This window comes from Pseudomonas sp. B1-22 (genome assembly GCF_050474425.1).
Classification (GTDB): Bacteria; Pseudomonadota; Gammaproteobacteria; order Pseudomonadales; family Pseudomonadaceae; genus Pseudomonas.
The window spans coordinates 212,260-229,688 of sequence record NZ_JBCHVH010000004.1 but is presented as its reverse complement, the minus strand read 5'-3'; the positions used below and the strand labels follow the sequence as shown (position 1 = coordinate 229,688).

Sequence of the window (17,429 nt, the reverse complement as noted above, 5' to 3'; positions counted from 1 at the left end):
TTTCGCAGTGCTACACTGCGCGAGTTTCGTGAATCGGAGGATTCGCATGACCACTTCTCTGCAACCTGTTTATGCCCTGGTTCCCGGTGCAAACCTGGAATCCTATGTGCACTCGGTGAACAGCATTCCGCTGTTGTCGCCGGAGCAGGAGCGCGAACTGGCTGAACGCCTCTTCTATCAGCAAGATCTGGAAGCGGCACGGCAAATGGTTCTGGCGCACCTGCGCTTCGTCGTGCACATCGCCCGGAGTTATTCCGGGTACGGCCTGGCTCAGGCCGATCTGATCCAGGAAGGCAACGTCGGCCTTATGAAGGCCGTGAAGCGCTTCAACCCGGAAATGGGTGTGCGCCTGGTGTCGTTCGCCGTCCATTGGATCAAGGCGGAAATCCATGAGTTCATCCTGCGCAACTGGCGGATCGTGAAAGTCGCGACCACCAAGGCGCAGCGCAAGCTGTTCTTCAACCTGCGCAGCCAGAAGAAGCGTCTGGCCTGGCTGAGCAACGACGAAGTGAACAGCGTCGCCGAAAGCCTGGGCGTCGAGGCCCGCGAAGTCCGCGAGATGGAAAGCCGTCTCACCGGGCAGGACATGGCCTTCGACCCGGCGGCCGACGCCGACGACGAAAGTGCCTACCAGTCTCCGGCGCATTACCTGGAAGACCATCGCTACGACCCGGCGCGCCAGCTGGAGGAAGCGGACTGGAGCGACAGCTCCACCGCCAGCCTGCACGAGGCGCTGGAAGGCCTGGACGAGCGCAGCCGCGACATCCTCTACCAGCGCTGGCTGGCCGAGGAGAAGGCGACGCTGCACGACCTGGCGGCCAAGTACAACGTGTCCGCCGAGCGTATCCGTCAGCTGGAAAAGAACGCGATGAACAAACTCAAGGGTCGCATCGAAGCCTGACCGGCTTCGACGCGCCCCGGCGAGTCCGAGAACCGCACCCTGGTGCGGTTTTTTTCTGCCCGTGCAACCGGAGAGCTCCATGCCGCGCCTTCGCCCCGCCTATGGGCTGTTCTTTCTCGTCATCGCCGCGCTGGCGTTCGCCCTGGGCTCCTGGATTGCCCGCACCTCGGCGCCGCCCAAACCGCCGCAATGGTTTGGCGACTGGAAGGAGAAGGTGTTCGAGCCGCTGGCCGATGACCGCCTGAGCCTGAGCGACCTGCAGGCGCAACTGCCGGGCGAGCTCTGGCTGACTGCCAGCCAGGACGGGCCGCAGCTGCATTACCGCGGTCAGTTGCATACCGATGAAGGGCTCTGGCACGTCGAGGCGGAGCTGGGGTTGAGCGCGGACGAACACGCCAGCCTGGCCAAGGCCACCGGCATGCAGGCGGGCAGCAAGGACCAGCCGTTGAGCGCCGAGCTGATGGGGCAGTTGGCAAGCAAGCCGGTGGCCGAGTTGGCGCTGGCGCCCCAGGAAGAGCTGGCCGTAGGCCGTCTGGCGGTCAGCCTGGGTGATCCGCGGCTGCGCCTGCAGACTGAAGGAGGGGAGGCCTGGGTCTACCCCGAGCGAGGGCTGACGCTGCTGCACAAGGATGGTTTGCTGCAATGGCTGCGCATCGTGCCGCGCAACACCTTCGTGAAGACCCGGCCGCACTGAAGCTCAGGGATTACAGGCGATCGAGGTAGTCGCCGCCGCCCAGTTGCCACATCTGCTGGCGGATCCAGGCGGCGCGCTGGCGCACATAGGCGCCGGGACGGCTGGCGCTCCACTTGCGCGGGTTGGGCAGCACGGCGGCGAGCAGACTGGCCTGCTGCTGTGACAGGCGCTTGGCATCGACGCCGAAGTGGTGCTGCGCGGCAGCCTGGGCGCCGAATACCCCGGAGCCCCACTCCACGCTGTTCAGGTAGACCTCGAGAATCCGCTGCTTGGGCCAGAAGGTCTCGATCAGCAGGGTGAACCAGGCCTCGAAGCCCTTGCGAACCCAGCTGCGACCGGACCAGAGGAAGACGTTCTTCGCCACCTGCTGGCTGATGGTGCTGGCGCCGCGCACGCTGCCGCCGTGCTCGTTGTGAGCCAGCGCCTGCTGGATCGCCGGCAGGTCGAAGCCGTGGTGTTCGGCGAATTTCTGGTCCTCGCCGGCGATCACCGCGATCTTCAGGCTCTCGGGCAGCTCGTCCCAGGAGCGCCAGCTGCGCTGCAGATCGATCGGCTGCCCGTCGAACCAGGATTCGATCTTGCGCTCGACCATGACCATGGTGCCCGGCGGCGGCACCCAGCGCAGGACGATGACCAGCGCCACGCTGCCGGCAACGAACCAGAGCGCGAACTTGAACAGGCGGCGGAGCAGCTTTGGCATTCGAGACTTTGCCGGGGCGGATGAGCGGGCCATTATAGCGGCACTCATCTGCCTGGAGCTTTCGCATGCTGCGCATCTTCCTCATGCTCGCCGCCTTTTTCGGTTTCACCGGCGTGGCCCTCGGCGCCTTTGCCGCCCACGGCCTCAAGAACCGTCTCACACCGGAGTATCTGGCGGTGTTCCAGACCGGCGTGCACTACCAGATGCTGCATGCCCTGGCCCTGCTGGGCGTGGCGCTGCTCTCGGTGCAGGTCGGCGGTGCGCTGGTGAAATGGGCGGGCTGGGCCTTCGCCGTCGGTATCCTGCTGTTTTCCGGCAGCCTCTACCTATTGACCCTGGCGGGGCTGAGCGTGGGCATCGTCACTCCGATCGGCGGCCTGTTCTTCCTCATCGGCTGGGCCCTGCTGTTCGCTACGGCCGCTCGCCTGGGCTGACCCGGACGTCAGAAAAGCCGGCCTGCGGCGCCCGATGCCTTGGTCATCGGGCGTGATCGGGCTAGAATGCCGACCCCTCCAGCAATGACCGTCCCGACCATGCGTATTCAGTTGAACGGCGAATCTTTCGAGCTGCCCGACGGCCAGACCGTCGCCAACCTGCTCGAGCGTCTCGACCTCACCGGCAAGCGTGTCGCGGTCGAACTCAATCTGGACATCGTGCCGCGTAGCCAGCACGCCGCCACCGCCCTGAGCGAAGGCGACCAGGTGGAAGTGGTGCATGCCATCGGCGGCGGCTAGAGCCCGCCGCTACATCTTTCAGGCCCCGCAAAGCTTTCCCAATTCCTGAGGAGTGATCCGATGAGCCAAGCTTCCTCCACCCTGCCGGTCGACAAGCCCTTCACCCTGGCGGGCCGCACCTACAATTCGCGCCTGCTGGTCGGTACCGGCAAGTACAAGGACCTCGAAGAGACCCGCGTGGCCATCGAGGCCTCGGGCGCCGAGATCGTCACCGTTGCCGTGCGCCGCACCAACATCGGCCAGAACCCGGGCGAGCCCAACCTGCTGGATGTGATCCCGCCGGATCGCTACACCATCCTGCCGAACACCGCCGGCTGCTACGACGCGGTCGAAGCCGTGCGCACCTGCCGCCTGGCCCGCGAGCTGCTGGATGGCCACAACCTGGTCAAGCTGGAAGTCCTGGCCGACCAGAAGACCCTCTTCCCCAACGTCGTCGAGACCCTCAAGGCCGCCGAAGTGCTGGTCAAGGACGGCTTCGACGTCATGGTGTACACCAGCGACGACCCGATCATCGCCCGCCAGTTGGCCGAGATCGGCTGCATCGCGGTGATGCCGCTGGCCGGCCTGATCGGCTCGGGCCTGGGCATCTGCAACCCGTACAACCTGCGCATCATCCTCGAAGAAGCCAGCGTTCCGGTGCTGGTGGATGCCGGCGTGGGCACCGCCTCCGACGCCACCATCGCCATGGAGCTGGGCTGCGAGGCCGTGCTGATGAACACCGCCATCGCCCACGCGCAGAACCCGGTGATGATGGCCGAGGCCATGAAGCACGCCATCGTCGCCGGCCGCCTGGCGTACCTGGCCGGCCGCATGCCGCGCAAGCTGTATGCGAGCGCGTCGTCGCCGATGACCGGTCTCATCAACTAAGTATTTCCACCTCAACGCGGGCCGGTCTGCCTCGGGTAGCCGGCCCGCGTGTGCATTTATCCGCAAGGTCCGAGTCATGAGTGACATTCCCGAGAATCAGCCCGAAAACCAGCCCGATGCCGAAAACCGGCCGATGCGCACCATCAAGAGCTTCGTGATGCGCGCCGGGCGCATGACCGAGGGCCAGCAGCGCGGCCTCGAGCAGGGCTGGCCGAAGTACGGCCTGGAACTGGCCGACGGCCTGCGGGACTTCGACCAGGTCTTCGGGCGCAAGGCGCCGCGCACCTTCGAGATCGGCTTCGGCATGGGCCACGCTACCCTGGAGATGGCCGCCGCCGCGCCGGACCAGGACTTCATCGGCGTGGAGGTACACCGTCCGGGTGTCGGCGCGCTGCTCAACGGCATGCTGACCGACAACCTCAGCAACATCCGCGTCTACAGCTGCGATGCCCTGGAAGTGCTGCGCGACTGCGTGGCCGACGCCAGCCTCGACCGCGTGCTGCTGTTCTTCCCCGATCCGTGGCACAAGTCCCGCCACCACAAGCGCCGCATCGTGCAGCCGGCCTGGGCCGAGCTGGTACGGCAGAAGCTGAAGGTTGGCGGTGTGCTGCACATGGCCACCGACTGGGAGCAATACGCCGAGCACATGCTGGAAGTGATGAATGCCGCACCCGGCTACCGCAACCTTTCGGCGGATAATACCTACGTGCCGCGCCCTGAAGAGCGCCCGGTGACCAAGTTCGAACGGCGCGGCGAGCGCCTCGGCCATGGCGTCTGGGACCTCAAGTTCGAGCGCGTCGACTGATTCACCCAAGGCCTGCACCGCAGGCCTTTTTCATGGACGAACACACAAGCAGACCGGGACCACCCGGCGGCCGGGACGGCCACACCTCACCTCCTGAACAAGAGCGGCATCCGCCGCCAATAAAAAATAAGAGTGACGGACTGAAGTCCGTCGCAAAGGAGTCTGCTGTGTTGAAGAAACTTGCCGTACTGCTGGTGGCAGGGGTGTGGGCCCTGCCGACGCAGGCAAAGGTCGACGCCGCCGAAGCGGCACGCCTGGGCCGTGACCTGACGCCGATGGGGGCGGAGAAGGCCGGCAACGCCGGTGGCGCCATTCCGGCCTGGACGGGTGGCATCACCACGCCGCCGGCGGGCTATCAGCCCGGCGCCCATCATCCCGACCCCTATGCCGGCGATGCCGTGCAGTACAGGGTCGACAGCAAGAACCTGGCGCAGTACCAGGCCCTGCTCACCCCGGGCACCCAGGCGCTGCTGCAGGAGAACCCGGACTACTACCTGCGCGTGTTCCCCAGCCGCCGCAGCGCCGCGCTGCCCCAGCGCATCTACGACGCCACCCGCTTCAATGCCGAGAATGCCGAGCTGATCGCCGACGGTAACGGCGTGCAGGGCGCCGCCGCCGGTGTGCCGTTCCCGATTCCGAAGAACGGCCTGGAGGCGATCTGGAACCACATCATGCGTTACCGCGGCGAGCAGATTCACATGGTCACCAACCAGGCCGCCGTGCTTGCCAACGGCAGCTACAACCTGCTCAAGCTCGACCGCTACGTGTACTTCAACTATGGCCGCGAGGGCATGACTCCGCAGGACCTGAACAACACCCTGTTCTACTACAAGTACGAGGTGGTCGCCCCGGCCAAGCTGGCCGGCTCCGCGCTGGTGGTGCAGGAAACCCTCGACCAGGTGCTGTCGATCCGCAAGGCCTGGCGCTTCAGTCGTGGCGAGCGCCGCGTGCGCCGTCTGCCTAGCCTGGCCTACGACAGCCTGCAGCCGGACACCAATGGCCTGGCTACCGCCGACACTGTGGACGTCTACAACGGTGCACCGGACCATTACGAGTGGCAGCTGCTGGGCAAGCGCGAGATGCTGGTGCCCTACAACAGCTACGCGGTGCACCAGAAGGGCATTCCCTACGCCGACATCCTGCGCACCAAGACCCTCAATCCCGAACTGCTGCGCTACGAGCCGCACCGCGTCTGGGTGGTCGAGGCGACCCTGCGCAAGGGCATGAGCCATCCGTTCGCCAAGCGCCGTTTCTACCTGGATGAAGACAGCTGGCAGATCCTCGCCAGCGACATCTACAACCAGGACGGCAAGCTGATCCGTGCCCAGGAAGTGCACCCGATCAACTACTACGACGTGCCCATGGTGCTGAGCACCCTGGAAGCGCTGTACGACCTGGAGGGCGCGCGCTACTTCGTCGACGGCCTGGACAACAACGAGCCGATGTACGACTTCAACGCCTCGCTGGGGCCGCGCGACTTCACGCCGCAGGCGCTGCGCCGCGAGGGGAACTGAGACAAACGAAGGCCGCCGCGGGGCGGCCTTTGTGCATCTGGACGGTGTGGGTGGAGGAGCCTGTGCTCGCGAATGTGCTATCCGGCGGTTCGCGAGCAAGCTCGCTCCTACGAAAAGCACTGCCCCGTAGGAGCGGACTCTGTCCGCGATGCCGTCCGAAGGACGGCCGATCCGCCGCGCGTTACTCGATCAACTCCGCCCCCAGCACCGTAGTCTCCGGCATGCGCATCGGCGCCGGGCTGATCTGCAGGTACTTGATGCTGGTGCGGGGAATGATCAGCAGGTCGCCGTCCACTTCGATGGCAATCGCGGGCGACTCCATCTGCTTGCGAATGCCGCGAGCCACTTCGGCAGGGTCTTCACTCTGTTGCGGGAAGCGCAGCGCCAGGCGCTGTCCGTCGACGAAGTGCAGGTAGAGGTGCTTGATCGGCTTCATGGTTCCTCCGGTGGTGGTGGCTGACCGCCGGAGGCACGCAGGTCAGCTGCGGTCGGCGATCATGCCAATCACGAAGAACACTAGCAGCAGGATCGGCGCCAGGGTGTAGTTGTTGAAGTAGCCCAGCCCCTTGGCCAGCCACGGGGTGACGAATACCATCGCCAGGCCGTAGCCCACGGCGCAGATCAGCACGAACAGCAGGGTGCGGAAGACGAAGTTCAGGCTGCCGATGCGTTGCTGTATCCAGGCGTTGATCGCCGGGCCGAACAGCACCAGCACGGTGGCCATGATCGCCAGGGCGATGTCGGACAGGTGGCCGCGGCACCAGCGGGAGACGTTGGCAATCAGGTCGAGCGCGAAGTCCATTGGGGCTCCTTGGGATCGAGAGTCGCCGGGGAGTGTACACGGGCGGCGCCGGCAGCGTCGCCCGTCGGTTCTCAGGGAAGGAAGCGCTGCAGCAGGTCGTTGAGGAACAACTGGCCGCGCTCGGTGGGCGCCAGGCGCTGCGGGTCGTCGACCAGCAGGCCGTCCCTGCGTGCTTGCCGGCAGGCTTCGTCGATGGCGGCCAGCGGCAGGCCGGTGCGCTCGGTGAAGGTCGCCGCGGGGACGCCATCGGTCAGGCGCAGGGCGTTCATCATGAACTCGAAGGGCAGGTCGTCCGCTTCCAGGTCGCGCTCGCCGGCCTGGAAGGGTTTTTCCGGGTTCAGGTAGTCCTTCGGCAGACGGGTCTTCCAGGTGCGCAGGATACGGCCTTCCGGCGTGCTCAGCTTGGCGTGGGCGCCGGCACCGATGCCGAGGAAGTCGCCGAAGGTCCAGTAGTTCAGGTTGTGCCGCGCGCGCTTGCCGTCACGGGCGTAGGCGGAGGTTTCGTACTGCAGGTAGCCCGCTTGCGCGAGCAGGGCTTGCCCGGCTTCCTGGATTTCCCACAGCTGGTCGTCCTCGGGCAGCTCCGGCGGCTGGCTCCAGAACACCGTGTTGGGCTCCATGGTCAGTTGGTACCAGGACAGGTGCGTTGGCGCCAGGGCGATGGCTTGCTCCAGGTCGGAGAGTGCGTCGGCGACGCTCTGCTCCGGCAGGCCGTGCATCAGGTCCAGGTTGAAGTTGTCGAAGCCGGCGCGGCGGGCCATGTCGGCGGCACGCACGGCTTCGTCGCCGTCGTGGATGCGGCCGAGCGCCTTGAGCTTGGCGGCCTGGAAGCTCTGCACGCCGATGGACAGGCGGTTGATGCCGAGCTCGCGGTAATCGGCGAACTTGGCCTGCTCGAAGGTGCCGGGGTTGGCTTCCAGGGTGATTTCGATATCGCGCTCGAAACCGACCTGGCGCTCCAGGCCTTCGAGGATGCGGCCCAATGCGTTGGCCGAGAACAGGCTGGGGGTGCCGCCGCCGAAGAAGATCGAGGTCAGCTTGCGGCCGTGGACATGCGCGCCGTCGGCGGCCAGGTCAGCCAGCAGCGCCTCGACGTAGGCGTCTTCCGGCAGCTCCGGCCCGGCGGCGTGGGAGTTGAAGTCGCAATAGGGGCATTTGCGCACGCACCAGGGGATGTGCACGTATGCAGACAGTGGGGGGAGCTGAAAGGCAGAATCGTTGGGCACAGTGACAGGCTTGAGTCGTTGGGGGGACTATCGTGGCATAACTTCGCCAAAGTACCAGCGTTGGCAGATGAAGCGTCCGTCAGGCTGGTCAGGGTCGGCGCAATCGATATGGACGCCAAGCTCGGAACTGCCTGGGTCCAGCCGAAGCTGCCATTCTTCAGCGAGGCTGGATGTCAGATGGCGGCTTTTGCCAGCTGGGCCTTCCGCTTCTCGCGTGTGACTCGCGAAGTAGCCTTCGTCCTTGTAGATGCAGACTTCGCTGGTGAAGAAGTCCGGCAGGCATATCACAGCGGTTACCCGCCAATCCTTGGCGAATTCGGGTTTGCTCTGCATCAAGTGCTGGCAGGCATCTATCAGAAATTGCGCGCACTGCGCCTGGATTTCCGGCGTCGTGTAGCGGCCTTGGACAAGGCTGATCTGGACCGGAATCTTCCAGTTCCAATAACGCTCGGTCAGTGGTACGTCGGTAGGGAAACAGTTCTGAAAGCTATCAGCCCACTTCTTAAGGGCGCGCAGTCGGCGCTTCACTCCGCGAAGTTTCTTTTCGCTGAACAGGAGGCGCCGTCCCAATCAGAGCCCCAGCCGCTGCTTCAGCAGGGCCATCGCGCGGGCGCGGTGGCTGAGCTGGTTCTTCTGCTCGGGCGGCAGTTCGGCGCTGGAGCACCCGGCTTCCGGCACCCAGAACAGCGGGTCGTAGCCGAAGCCATGCTCACCGCGGGCCTCGCGCAGGATGCTGCCGTGCCAGAGGCCTTCGCAGAGGATCGGCAGCGGGTCGTCGGCATGGCGGACCAGGGCCAGCACGCTGACGAACTGGGCGCCGCGCTGTTCGTCCGGCACGTCCTTCAGGGCGTCCAGCAGCTTGGCGTTGTTCGCCGCATCGCCCTTGCCGTCGGCGTAGCGCGCGGAATAGATGCCCGGTGCGCCGCCGAGGAAGTCCACCGCCAGGCCCGAGTCGTCGGCCAGCGCCGGCAGGCCGGAGATACGCGCGGCGTTACGGGCCTTGAGGATGGCGTTCTCGACGAAGGACAGGCCGGTTTCCTCCGGCTCCACATCGCTGAACTCGCCGATCGAGCGCACCTTCACGTGGGCGCCGAGCATGGCCTGGAGTTCCTTGAGTTTGCCGGCGTTGTGACTGGCCAGCACCAGTTGTTCGAGCTTGATCATTCGTCGGGGAAGATTTCCTGCATGAAGTCGAAGCTTTGCGGCGCTCCGCCTCCGGACTGGACCTGGATGGTGAAGGTCAGGGTTTCGCGGCCTTCGATGGGGAATTGCGCCAGGTTGTAGACGGCGCCTTCCTCGACCACGCGCTTGAAGGTCAGGGGGATTTCCTGGCCCATCAGGTTCTTCGCGGAACCTGCGACGGTGGCGTTGGCCGGCTTGCCGCTGGCGTCCAGCGGCACGATGTTGACCACGCCCTGGGCTTTGCTGCGTACCACGCCCACGGCCTGTGCGACCTTGGGCTGGAGGAAGCTGGAGTTGAACACGCTGTAATGCACTTGCAGGTCGCCCAGGCGCTTCACCTGTTCGGCGAAGGCAGGCAGGGCGAGGACCAGGCAGGCAATGAAGGTAAGCAGGCGGCGCATGTTAGTTCTCCTGGGGTCGATCAGATGGCGATGCGATGGTCCTGCACGCCAGGGCCACTGACCCGATAGATACCGATCTCACCCAACAGATTAGGCCAGATTCGCGAGGCCCAGCCATGCTGGTGCTCGCGGTCCACCGCCAGATGGTCGAGAACCTTCACCTGCAACTGCCGGCACAGGGCCTCGAAGTCGCGGAAGGTGCAGAAGTGGATGTTCGGCGTGTTGTACCAAGTGTACGGAAGGAAGTCCGACACCGGCATGCGACCGTTGCGCGCGAGGTACCAGCGGCAGCGCCAGTGGCCGAAGTTGGGGAAGGTGATGATGCAGGTCTTGCCGACCCGCAGCATTTCCGCGAGCACCTTGTCCGGGTAGCGCAGGGCCTGCAGCGACTGGGTCATCACCACCACGTCGAAGCTGTTGCTGGCGAAGTTGCCCAGGCCCTTGTCGAGGTCCTGCTCGATGACGTTGACGCCGCGTTCGATGCATTTGGCGATCTTTTCGGCGTCGATCTCCAGGCCGTAGCCGCTGACCTGCTTGTGGTCGCGCAGCCAGGCGAGCAGTTCGCCGTCGCCGCAGCCCAGGTCGAGTACCCGGCTGCCGGCGGGGATCCAGTCTTGGATGATGTCCAGGTCGGCGCGCATGCTGTTCCTTCTTATACGCTGATGCGGTTCATGTAACCGCCAAAGGCTTGCAGGTAGCGTGGAATCGGTATCAGGAAGGCGTCGTGGCCTTGCGGCGCATCGATTTCCAGATAGCTGACGTTCTTCTTCGCCGCCAGCAGGGCGTCGACGATCTCCCGCGAGCGCGCCGGGGAGAAGCGCCAGTCGGTGGTGAAGGACATCAGGCAGAAGTCCGCCTTCACCCCGGCGAGGGTCCGCGCCAGGTCGCCGCCGTGGGCCGCGGCCGGATCGAAGTAGTCCAGCGCCTTGGTCATCAGCAGGTAGGTGTTGGCATCGAAGCGGGTGGAGAATTCCTCGCCCTGGTAACGCAGATAGCTTTCCACCTGGAACTCGACGCTGTGCAGGTCGTAGTTGAGCTTCTCCGACTTCAGGTCGCGGCCGAACTTGGCGCCCATGGCGTCATCGGAGAGGTAGGTGATGTGCCCCACCATCCGCGCCAGGCTCAGGCCGCGGCGGGGAATCACGTCATGTTCCTGGAAGTGGCCGCCGAAGAATTCGGGGTCCGAGAGGATCGCCTGGCGTGCCACTTCGTTGAAGGCGATGTTCTGCGCCGACAGCTTGGGGGCGCTGGCGATGCACAGACAGTGGCGCACGCGCTCGGGATAGCTGATGGTCCATTGCAGGGCCTGCATGCCGCCCAGGCTGCCGCCGATCACCGCCGCCCACTGCTGGATGCCCAGACGATCGGCCAGGCGCGCCTGGCTGTGGACCCAGTCTTCCACGGTGACCACCGGGAAATCCGCGCCATAGGCCTTGCCGGTGGCGGGATTGAGGTGGGTCGGTCCGGTGGAGCCGTTGCAGCCGCCCAGGTTGTTCAGCGAAACGACGAAGAACTTGCGGGTGTCGATGGGCTTGCCGGGGCCGATGCAGCTGTCCCACCAGCCCGGCTTGCGATCATCGATGCTGTGGTAGCCGGCGGCGTGGTGATGGCCGGACAGCGCGTGACAGATCAGCACGGCGTTGCTCGCCGTGGCGTTCAGCTCGCCGTAGGTCTCGATCACCAGCTGGTATTCGGGCAGCGTCTTGCCGCAGGCCAGGGGCAGCGGCTCGTCGAACTGCAGTGTCTGGGGGGAGACCAGACCGACGGAATCTTCGGGGAAGACTGTAGGCATCGACCCAGCTCAAGGATAAAAAAGGACAGCCAGTCTAAAGAGCCCCGCCCCCAGCGGCAAGCGCTGCGGGGCGGGGTTCAGGCGCGTTGCGAGCCGGGGAGGGTGACGACCTTGGCCTGGCGGTGCAGCGGCGAGGGACGACGCAGCTGGCGGTGGATGTCGCAGGCCTCGGCGAGCTGCTTTTCCAGCTCATCGGTATAGCGCCCCAGCAGCAGCGAGCGATGGCGTGCCTGCTGGGTTTCCTGGGCGAGAGACTTCAGCCGCAGCATGTGGGTTTCCAGCAGCTGCTTGTGCTCCAGGCTGTACTGCATCAGCGGCATCAGGGCATCGGAGGCCCACTGTTCGGCCTCTTCGCGCAGGCGCTGGTGCAGGCCGATGACTTCCTGGGCCACGGTGGCGAAGAAGCGCCGGGTGAGGGTGCGCTGTTCGGTGAGCAGGGTCTTCAGGTGCAGGCGGAAGCGGTCGGCCTTTTCCTCCAGCTGGACCAGTTCGCGCAGGTAGCGGTCGACCCGGAACTGCGGTGCCTGCAGGGCATTGAGCGGGTTTTCCTGGTTGTGCCGGTGGTAGATGACCTCGACCATGCGGTTGGTCGCCTGCGCCTCGTGGTGCAGGCCATTGAGGTCACCCTGCACGGTGCGGAAAAACTGCAGGATGGCCTGGTTGATGCCCACGGTGGTCCAGCTGCCGCGCAGCTTTTCATGGACCTTCTTCAGGTGCTGTTCCAGGCGCTCGGCGCGCACCGCTTCGCACAGCTGCTCGCCCTGGTGGCGCAGCAGGCGCTGGTTGGTCTTCAGGTTGAGCAGGCGCTTGTGATGCAGGCTGTGATCTTCCTTGGTCCTGGCGGTCAGCTCGAACAGCAGCTGGCCGCTGTCATGCTGCTGGCTGTCGAGCAGCGCGTGCTGCTCCTTCACCTTCTCCAGGCGTACGCGCAGGGTGTGCTGGGTGTTGTTCACCAGCGCCAGCACCTGGCCGACCACGGCGTCTTCGAGCAGGCGCTCCTTCTGCGTGACGATCCGCTCGCAGAGCAGGTCCTCCAGGCCTTCCAGCTGGCTGCGGGCGAGCAGTTCGCGGTCGCCGCGGACCTTGGCCAGCAGCGCCTGCTTGGCCGACAGCGGCAGCACGTCATGGCGGGCGATGCCCAGCTGGCGTGCGGTGGTGTCCTGGACCTGGCGGATGGCGTTCTGCACGAAGCTCTCGCCGGCCAGGTCGTCCCACAGCACGTCGATCTTGTTCAGCACCGCGTAGAGCGTGGTGTGGTTGTCCTCGCCCAGCTGGCGGATGTGGTTCTGCCAGATCGCCATGTCGGAGGCGGTGACGCCCGTGTCCACGGCCAGCAGGAAGAGGATCGACTGGGCGGCGGGCAGCATCGACAGCGTGAGTTCGGGCTCGCTGCCCAGAGCGTTCAGGCCGGGGGTATCGAGAATGCGCAGGCCCTGGCGCAGCAGCGGGTGGTTGAAGTTGACCAGCGCGTGGCGCCAGGCCGGCACCAGCACGATGCCGGGCTTGTCGGTGGCTTCCAGCAGGTCTGGGTGGAAGCCCAGCTGGATCGCCTGTTCCACCGGCAGCGGCTTGGTCTTGGCGACCTGAGCAAAGGCCAGGGCCATGTTGGCCGGGTCGGAGGTGTCCAGCGGAATGTTCACCCAGTGCCGCGGGATGCGCTTGAACTGCGCAACGCTGGCGTCGGCCACGCGGGTCTCGATCGGCAACAGGCGGATGTAGGGTCGCTCCGAGCGTGGGTCGAAGAACAGCTCGGTGGGGCACATGGTGGTACGCCCGGCCTGGGACGGCAGCATGCGCCGGCCGTAGCCGGCGAAGAACAGGCTGTTGATCAGCTCGGTCTTGCCGCGCGAATACTCGCCGACGAAGGCCAGGGTGATGTGGTCCACGCGCAGCAGGCGCAAGGTGCGGTCAAGGCGACTTTCTATTTCCGGCGTGTTCAGCCGGCTACGCTCCAGCAAACTGCGATAACGGGTGATCTCCCGGACCAGTTCCCGCTTCCAGGTAACGTAGGCATCGATCTGCTGACTGAGACGCTCCATGCTCATCAGGCGGTCCTTGGGCTGGCGCGTCCTGCGCGGGGATGAATACCGTGGATTATGCGATGACGCGCAATAGCGTCAATTGGCCTTCATCACAATATCGAACGTAAGGTCGGCCAAGGCTACCGAGCGGTAATCCCCAATTCTTCCGGCAGTTTCGCCGGCTTTGGAATGCGCACGCGCTTCTGCCGGTTCAGCTCGCCGCTGACCAGTTGCACCTGGCTCTTGGGAACGCCGAAGGCCTTGCCGAGGAACGCCAGCAGGTGGGCGTTGGCCTTGCCCTCCACCGGCGGCGCGGTGAGGCGGATTTTCAGGCGCTCACCGTGCAACCCGGCGAACTCGTCACGGCTCGCCTTGGGTTGCAGGTGGCAGTCGAGGATCAGGTCCTCGCCGTCCCAGTGATAGAACGGCATGCCGATTACATGAAGGGGCTGAGGATCTGCGGCATCCCGGTCATGGCGGCGAGGTTGCCGATCACCAGCATGTCGATCAGTTTCAGCGCAATGAAGGCGAAGATCGGCGAAATATCCAGGCCGCCGAGGTTCGGCAGCAGCTTGCGGAACGGCGCCAGGAAGGGCTCGCAGATCTGGTTCACCAACTGGGCGCCGGGGTTGTAGCTGCCCGGAGCGACCCAGGAGAGGATCACGCTGATGATCAGGGCGAAGAAGAACACCTTGAGGAACAGCGAGGTCACCGCGATCACCGACCACACCAGCAGTTGCAGGATGTAGCCGCCCACGCCGTAGCCCATCAGGGTCAGGGTGACGATCATCAGCACCAGTTGGACCAGGATGGCCAGCACCAGCGAGGCGAAGTCGACGCCGCCGAAGCCGGGGATCACGCGTCGCAGCGGGTTCAGCAGCGGCTTGGTGGCGCGCACGATGAACTGGCTGAGCGGGTTGTAGAAGTCGGCGCGCACCAGTTGCAGGATGAAGCGCAGCAGGACGATCAGCAGGTACAGGCTGCCCAGGGTCTGGATGACGTAGATGGCAGCGGTGGAAAGACCGGTCATTGAGGGCTCCTTGTCATTGACCCAGTTGTTCGGCCAGCTCGGCGGAGCGGTGGTCGGCGGCGCCTACCGCCTTCTCTACCAGCGCTTCGAAACCGTTGGCCTGGAAAGTCTTGATGGCGGCTTCGGTGGTGCCGTTGGGCGAGGTCACGCGGCGGCGCAGTTCGGCCGGGTCGACATTGCTGGTGGTCGCCATCTGCGCGGCGCCCAGGGCGGTCTGGCGGGCCAGCTGGCCGGCGACCTCGCGGGACAGGCCGAGCTTCTCGCCGGCGGCGGTCATGGCTTCCATGAGAAGGAAGAAGTAGGCGGGGCCGCTGCCGGAAACGGCGGTGACCGCGTCGATCTGCTTCTCGGCGTCCAGCCACAGGGCGATGCCGACCGCGCTCAGCAACTTTTCGGCCTGCTCGCGCTGGGCGCTGCTGACGCGGGCGTTGGCGTACAGGCCGCTGGCGCCCAGGCCGACCAGGGCCGGGGTGTTGGGCATGCAGCGGACGATGGCGCGCGCCTGGCCGTTCACCGCACCCAGCCAGCGCTCGAGGCTGGCGCAGGGGATGCCGGCGGCGATGGAGACGATCAGGGCGTTGCCCGAAAGCGCCGGGGCCAGGGCCTGGCAGACGTCCTTCATGACCTGCGGCTTGACCGCCAGGACCACCACGTCGGCGCCGGCCACGGCGCTGGCGTTGTCGGCAACGACCTCGATGCCGTGCTCGGCGGCGATCTTCGCGCGTTGCTCGGCGCCCGGATCGCTGGCGCGGATGTGGCTGGCTTCGACGCCCTTGGCGCGCAGGCCACCGATGAGACTGGCGGCCATGTTGCCGGCGCCGATGAAGGCAATGCGGGTGCTGCTCATGGAGTCTCTTCCTTTATTCAGTGGGAAGCGCCGTAGTCGCGGGCGCCGAACAGGGCGGTACCGATCCGCACCCAGGTGGCGCCTTCGTCGATGGCGGCTTCGAGATCGTGGCTCATGCCCATGGACAGGCTGTCCAGGCCGAGGTTCAGGGCGTGCATTGCCTCGCGCAGGCGGGCGAATGCGGCGTGCTGTGCGGCAACATCGTCAGTGGGTTCGGGAATCGCCATCAGGCCGCGCAGCGTCAGGTTGGGCAACTGCGCCACCGCCTGGGCGAGGGCGGGCAGCTCCTCGGGGGAGCAGCCGGACTTGCTGTCCTCGCCACTGACGTTCACCTGCAGCAGCACGTTCAGTGGCGGCAGGTGCGCCGGGCGCTGTTCGGACAGGCGCTGGGCGATCTTCAGGCGGTCCACCGAGTGCACCCAGTGGAAATGCTCGGCGATCGGCCGGGTCTTGTTGGACTGGATCGGGCCGATGAAATGCCAGGTCAGCGCCAGGTCGGCCAGTTCCGTCTGCTTGGCCAGCGCTTCCTGCAGGTAGTTCTCGCCGAAATCGGCCAATCCGCAGGCGAAGGCTTCGCGAATATCGGCCGCCGGTTTGGTCTTGCTGACCGCCAGCAGGCGCACCGTCTCCGGGTCGCGCCCGCAAGCTTGCGCCGCCTCACGGATGCGTGCGCGAACCTTTGCAATATTCTCTGCTATCGTGGACATTACCGTCGCTTTTCCGCCCGGCTGCTGCGAGTTCTGCGGCATTCTACCTGCTTGCTCTTGATTGGGGAGTCCCATGGATATTACCGAGTTGCTCGCCTTCAGCGCCAAGCAGGGCGCTTCGGACCTGCACCTCTCGGCCGGTCTGCCGCCGATGATCCGCGTCGACGGCGATGTTCGCCGGATCAACCTGCCGCCTCTGGAGCACAAGCAGGTCCATGCGCTGATCTACGACATCATGAACGACAAGCAGCGCAAGGATTACGAAGAATTCCTGGAGACCGACTTCTCCTTCGAAGTCCCCGGGGTCGCCCGTTTCCGTGTCAACGCCTTCAACCAGAACCGTGGCGCCGGCGCCGTGTTCCGGACCATTCCCTCCAAGGTACTCACGATGGAGGACCTGGGCATGGGAGAAGTGTTCAAGCGTATTTCGGACGTGCCGCGCGGCCTGGTGCTGGTGACCGGCCCGACCGGTTCGGGCAAGTCCACCTCGCTGGCGGCGATGCTCGATTACCTGAACAACACCAAGTACAGCCACATCCTCACCGTCGAAGACCCGATCGAATTCGTCCACGAGTCGAAGAAGTGCCTGGTCAACCAGCGCGAGGTGCACCGCGACACCCTCGGCTTCAACGAGGCGCTGCGCTCGGCCCTGCGTGAGGACCCGGACATCATCCTGGTGGGCGAGATGCGCGACCTGGAGACCATCCGCCTGGCGCTGACCGCCGCGGAAACCGGCCACCTGGTGTTCGGCACCCTGCACACCACCTCCGCGGCCAAGACCATCGACCGTATCGTCGACGTATTCCCCGCTGAGGAAAAGTCCATGGTTCGCTCCATGCTCTCCGAATCCCTGCAGTCGGTGATTTCCCAGACCCTGCTGAAGAAGATCGGCGGCGGCCGTGTCGCGGCCCACGAGATCATGATCGGCACCCCGGCCATCCGTAACCTTATCCGCGAGGACAAGGTCGCGCAGATGTATTCGGCGATCCAGACCGGCGGCGCGATCGGCATGCAGACCCTGGATATGTGCCTGAAGGGATTGGTCGCCAAGGGCCTGGTGACCCGCGAGGCGGCGAAGGAAAAAGCCAAGATTCCAGAGAACTTCTAACTCCACCGGGCCGCATCCCGGCCCGGCGCACGGAGCGCGCCACACGCACCCGCTTCGTGATCCGACAGCCCTGTCGTACTCAGCGTGAACCTGGCGAG

Annotated in this window: 22 protein-coding genes; 8 read left to right on the top strand and 14 right to left on the bottom strand. The window is 65.4% G+C overall.

Features of this window, described 5'->3' with window-relative positions; translation table 11 throughout:
- Window positions 1–46: 46 nt before the first annotated feature.
- Window positions 47–901, top strand: coding sequence for an RNA polymerase sigma factor RpoH (gene rpoH / locus ACQ5BL_RS16630; protein ID WP_207887093.1), 855 nt, complete (start codon window positions 47–49; stop codon window positions 899–901).
- A 79-nt stretch (window positions 902–980) separates the two neighbouring features.
- Window positions 981–1,595: a hypothetical protein gene (locus ACQ5BL_RS16625; protein WP_207887092.1), complete on the top strand. Its 615-nt coding sequence runs from the start codon at window positions 981–983 to the stop codon at window positions 1,593–1,595.
- Between the two features lie 10 nt (window positions 1,596–1,605).
- Here ACQ5BL_RS16625 and mtgA read toward each other — a convergent pair whose 3' ends face one another.
- A complete protein-coding gene (gene mtgA, locus ACQ5BL_RS16620; RefSeq protein ID WP_243808024.1) occupies window positions 1,606–2,328 on the bottom strand; it encodes a monofunctional biosynthetic peptidoglycan transglycosylase in 723 nt (240 codons plus the stop codon).
- A gap of 32 nt (window positions 2,329–2,360) precedes the next feature.
- Here mtgA and ACQ5BL_RS16615 point away from each other — a divergent pair, with 32 nt between their 5' ends.
- The 5 genes from ACQ5BL_RS16615 (at window position 2,361) to ACQ5BL_RS16595 (ending at window position 6,215) form a co-directional block, all read left to right on the top strand.
- Entirely contained in the window at window positions 2,361–2,729 is a 369-nt protein-coding gene (locus ACQ5BL_RS16615; RefSeq protein ID WP_207887090.1) for a DUF423 domain-containing protein, read from the top strand.
- A gap of 99 nt (window positions 2,730–2,828) precedes the next feature.
- Window positions 2,829–3,029: a sulfur carrier protein ThiS gene (thiS, locus tag ACQ5BL_RS16610; protein ID WP_207887089.1), complete on the top strand. Its 201-nt coding sequence runs from the start codon at window positions 2,829–2,831 to the stop codon at window positions 3,027–3,029.
- A 60-nt stretch (window positions 3,030–3,089) separates the two neighbouring features.
- Window positions 3,090–3,896 carry a thiazole synthase gene (locus ACQ5BL_RS16605; RefSeq protein WP_207887088.1) on the top strand — a complete coding sequence of 269 codons (807 nt, stop codon included), beginning with the start codon at window positions 3,090–3,092 and terminating at the stop codon, window positions 3,894–3,896.
- A 133-nt stretch (window positions 3,897–4,029) separates the two neighbouring features.
- A complete protein-coding gene (gene trmB / locus ACQ5BL_RS16600; protein WP_243434773.1) occupies window positions 4,030–4,701 on the top strand; it encodes a tRNA (guanosine(46)-N7)-methyltransferase TrmB in 672 nt (223 codons plus the stop codon).
- 167 nt (window positions 4,702–4,868) lie between these two features.
- The gene (locus tag ACQ5BL_RS16595; RefSeq protein ID WP_243808022.1) at window positions 4,869–6,215 is read left to right on the top strand and encodes a DUF1329 domain-containing protein; all 1,347 of its coding nucleotides are present in this window, start codon (window positions 4,869–4,871) and stop codon (window positions 6,213–6,215) included.
- Window positions 6,216–6,396: 181 nt separating this feature from the next.
- On the opposite strand, the gene ACQ5BL_RS16590 is transcribed toward ACQ5BL_RS16595, so the two are convergent.
- The 13 genes from ACQ5BL_RS16590 to ACQ5BL_RS16530 all read right to left on the bottom strand — a co-directional run bounded on the left by ACQ5BL_RS16590 (window position 6,397) and on the right by ACQ5BL_RS16530 (window position 16,223).
- Window positions 6,397–6,651, bottom strand: coding sequence for a hypothetical protein (locus tag ACQ5BL_RS16590; protein ID WP_207887085.1), 255 nt, complete (start codon window positions 6,649–6,651; stop codon window positions 6,397–6,399).
- Between the two features lie 42 nt (window positions 6,652–6,693).
- Window positions 6,694–7,017 carry a DUF3392 domain-containing protein gene (locus ACQ5BL_RS16585; protein WP_207887084.1) on the bottom strand — a complete coding sequence of 108 codons (324 nt, stop codon included), beginning with the start codon at window positions 7,015–7,017 and terminating at the stop codon, window positions 6,694–6,696.
- A gap of 71 nt (window positions 7,018–7,088) precedes the next feature.
- The gene (hemW, locus tag ACQ5BL_RS16580) at window positions 7,089–8,243 is read right to left on the bottom strand and encodes a radical SAM family heme chaperone HemW (protein ID WP_243808019.1); all 1,155 of its coding nucleotides are present in this window, start codon (window positions 8,241–8,243) and stop codon (window positions 7,089–7,091) included.
- A 27-nt stretch (window positions 8,244–8,270) separates the two neighbouring features.
- Window positions 8,271–8,771: a DUF3916 domain-containing protein gene (locus tag ACQ5BL_RS16575; RefSeq protein WP_243808017.1), complete on the bottom strand. Its 501-nt coding sequence runs from the start codon at window positions 8,769–8,771 to the stop codon at window positions 8,271–8,273.
- Between the two features lie 42 nt (window positions 8,772–8,813).
- Window positions 8,814–9,407 carry an RdgB/HAM1 family non-canonical purine NTP pyrophosphatase gene (gene rdgB, locus ACQ5BL_RS16570; RefSeq protein ID WP_243808015.1) on the bottom strand — a complete coding sequence of 198 codons (594 nt, stop codon included), beginning with the start codon at window positions 9,405–9,407 and terminating at the stop codon, window positions 8,814–8,816.
- Window positions 9,404–9,826: a DUF4426 domain-containing protein gene (locus ACQ5BL_RS16565; RefSeq protein ID WP_207887081.1), complete on the bottom strand. Its 423-nt coding sequence runs from the start codon at window positions 9,824–9,826 to the stop codon at window positions 9,404–9,406. The genes rdgB and ACQ5BL_RS16565 overlap by 4 nt, the downstream gene beginning before the upstream one ends.
- A 20-nt stretch (window positions 9,827–9,846) precedes the next feature.
- Window positions 9,847–10,467: a methionine biosynthesis protein MetW gene (metW, locus tag ACQ5BL_RS16560; RefSeq protein WP_152219478.1), complete on the bottom strand. Its 621-nt coding sequence runs from the start codon at window positions 10,465–10,467 to the stop codon at window positions 9,847–9,849.
- Window positions 10,468–10,478: 11 nt separating this feature from the next.
- Window positions 10,479–11,618 (bottom strand): homoserine O-succinyltransferase MetX, encoded by a 1,140-nt coding sequence (metX, locus tag ACQ5BL_RS16555; protein ID WP_243808013.1) that lies wholly within the window; start codon window positions 11,616–11,618, stop codon window positions 10,479–10,481.
- Between the two features lie 77 nt (window positions 11,619–11,695).
- On the bottom strand, window positions 11,696–13,663 hold the full coding sequence (locus ACQ5BL_RS16550; protein WP_430293191.1) for a dynamin family protein: 1,968 nt from the start codon (window positions 13,661–13,663) through the stop codon (window positions 11,696–11,698).
- Window positions 13,664–13,779: 116 nt separating this feature from the next.
- Entirely contained in the window at window positions 13,780–14,070 is a 291-nt protein-coding gene (locus ACQ5BL_RS16545; RefSeq protein WP_243808008.1) for a DUF167 domain-containing protein, read from the bottom strand.
- A 5-nt stretch (window positions 14,071–14,075) separates the two neighbouring features.
- Entirely contained in the window at window positions 14,076–14,669 is a 594-nt protein-coding gene (locus tag ACQ5BL_RS16540; RefSeq protein ID WP_152219487.1) for a YggT family protein, read from the bottom strand.
- Between the two features lie 13 nt (window positions 14,670–14,682).
- Entirely contained in the window at window positions 14,683–15,516 is an 834-nt protein-coding gene (gene proC, locus ACQ5BL_RS16535) for a pyrroline-5-carboxylate reductase (RefSeq protein WP_243808006.1), read from the bottom strand.
- A gap of 17 nt (window positions 15,517–15,533) precedes the next feature.
- Window positions 15,534–16,223 carry a YggS family pyridoxal phosphate-dependent enzyme gene (locus ACQ5BL_RS16530; RefSeq protein WP_207887076.1) on the bottom strand — a complete coding sequence of 230 codons (690 nt, stop codon included), beginning with the start codon at window positions 16,221–16,223 and terminating at the stop codon, window positions 15,534–15,536.
- A 73-nt stretch (window positions 16,224–16,296) separates the two neighbouring features.
- Between ACQ5BL_RS16530 and pilT the strand changes: the two genes are divergently transcribed.
- Complete coding sequence (gene pilT / locus ACQ5BL_RS16525) at window positions 16,297–17,331, top strand: type IV pilus twitching motility protein PilT (RefSeq protein WP_207887075.1); 1,035 nt, start codon at window positions 16,297–16,299, stop codon at window positions 17,329–17,331.
- Window positions 17,332–17,429: the final 98 nt, after the last annotated feature.

Excerpts from the sequence above, each read along its gene's own strand:
- ACQ5BL_RS16590 (WP_207887085.1), bottom strand. The coding sequence starts at position 6,651 with ATGAAGCCGATCAAGCACCTCTACCTGCACTTCGTCGACGGACAGCGC.
- rdgB (WP_243808015.1), bottom strand. The coding sequence starts at position 9,407 with ATGATCAAGCTCGAACAACTGGTGCTGGCCAGTCACAACGCCGGCAAA.
- rpoH (WP_207887093.1), top strand. The coding sequence starts at position 47 with ATGACCACTTCTCTGCAACCTGTTTATGCCCTGGTTCCCGGTGCAAAC.
- ACQ5BL_RS16545 (WP_243808008.1), bottom strand. The coding sequence starts at position 14,070 with ATGCCGTTCTATCACTGGGACGGCGAGGACCTGATCCTCGACTGCCAC.
- ACQ5BL_RS16550 (WP_430293191.1), bottom strand. The coding sequence starts at position 13,663 with ATGAGCATGGAGCGTCTCAGTCAGCAGATCGATGCCTACGTTACCTGG.
- ACQ5BL_RS16625 (WP_207887092.1), top strand. The coding sequence starts at position 981 with ATGCCGCGCCTTCGCCCCGCCTATGGGCTGTTCTTTCTCGTCATCGCC.
- pilT (WP_207887075.1), top strand. The coding sequence starts at position 16,297 with ATGGATATTACCGAGTTGCTCGCCTTCAGCGCCAAGCAGGGCGCTTCG.
- ACQ5BL_RS16585 (WP_207887084.1), bottom strand. The coding sequence starts at position 7,017 with ATGGACTTCGCGCTCGACCTGATTGCCAACGTCTCCCGCTGGTGCCGC.
- ACQ5BL_RS16540 (WP_152219487.1), bottom strand. The coding sequence starts at position 14,669 with ATGACCGGTCTTTCCACCGCTGCCATCTACGTCATCCAGACCCTGGGC.
- ACQ5BL_RS16605 (WP_207887088.1), top strand. The coding sequence starts at position 3,090 with ATGAGCCAAGCTTCCTCCACCCTGCCGGTCGACAAGCCCTTCACCCTG.
- ACQ5BL_RS16565 (WP_207887081.1), bottom strand. The coding sequence starts at position 9,826 with ATGCGCCGCCTGCTTACCTTCATTGCCTGCCTGGTCCTCGCCCTGCCT.
- mtgA (WP_243808024.1), bottom strand. The coding sequence starts at position 2,328 with ATGGCCCGCTCATCCGCCCCGGCAAAGTCTCGAATGCCAAAGCTGCTC.
- trmB (WP_243434773.1), top strand. The coding sequence starts at position 4,030 with ATGCGCACCATCAAGAGCTTCGTGATGCGCGCCGGGCGCATGACCGAG.
- proC (WP_243808006.1), bottom strand. The coding sequence starts at position 15,516 with ATGAGCAGCACCCGCATTGCCTTCATCGGCGCCGGCAACATGGCCGCC.
- metW (WP_152219478.1), bottom strand. The coding sequence starts at position 10,467 with ATGCGCGCCGACCTGGACATCATCCAAGACTGGATCCCCGCCGGCAGC.
- thiS (WP_207887089.1), top strand. The coding sequence starts at position 2,829 with ATGCGTATTCAGTTGAACGGCGAATCTTTCGAGCTGCCCGACGGCCAG.
- ACQ5BL_RS16530 (WP_207887076.1), bottom strand. The coding sequence starts at position 16,223 with ATGTCCACGATAGCAGAGAATATTGCAAAGGTTCGCGCACGCATCCGT.
- ACQ5BL_RS16615 (WP_207887090.1), top strand. The coding sequence starts at position 2,361 with ATGCTGCGCATCTTCCTCATGCTCGCCGCCTTTTTCGGTTTCACCGGC.
- metX (WP_243808013.1), bottom strand. The coding sequence starts at position 11,618 with ATGCCTACAGTCTTCCCCGAAGATTCCGTCGGTCTGGTCTCCCCCCAG.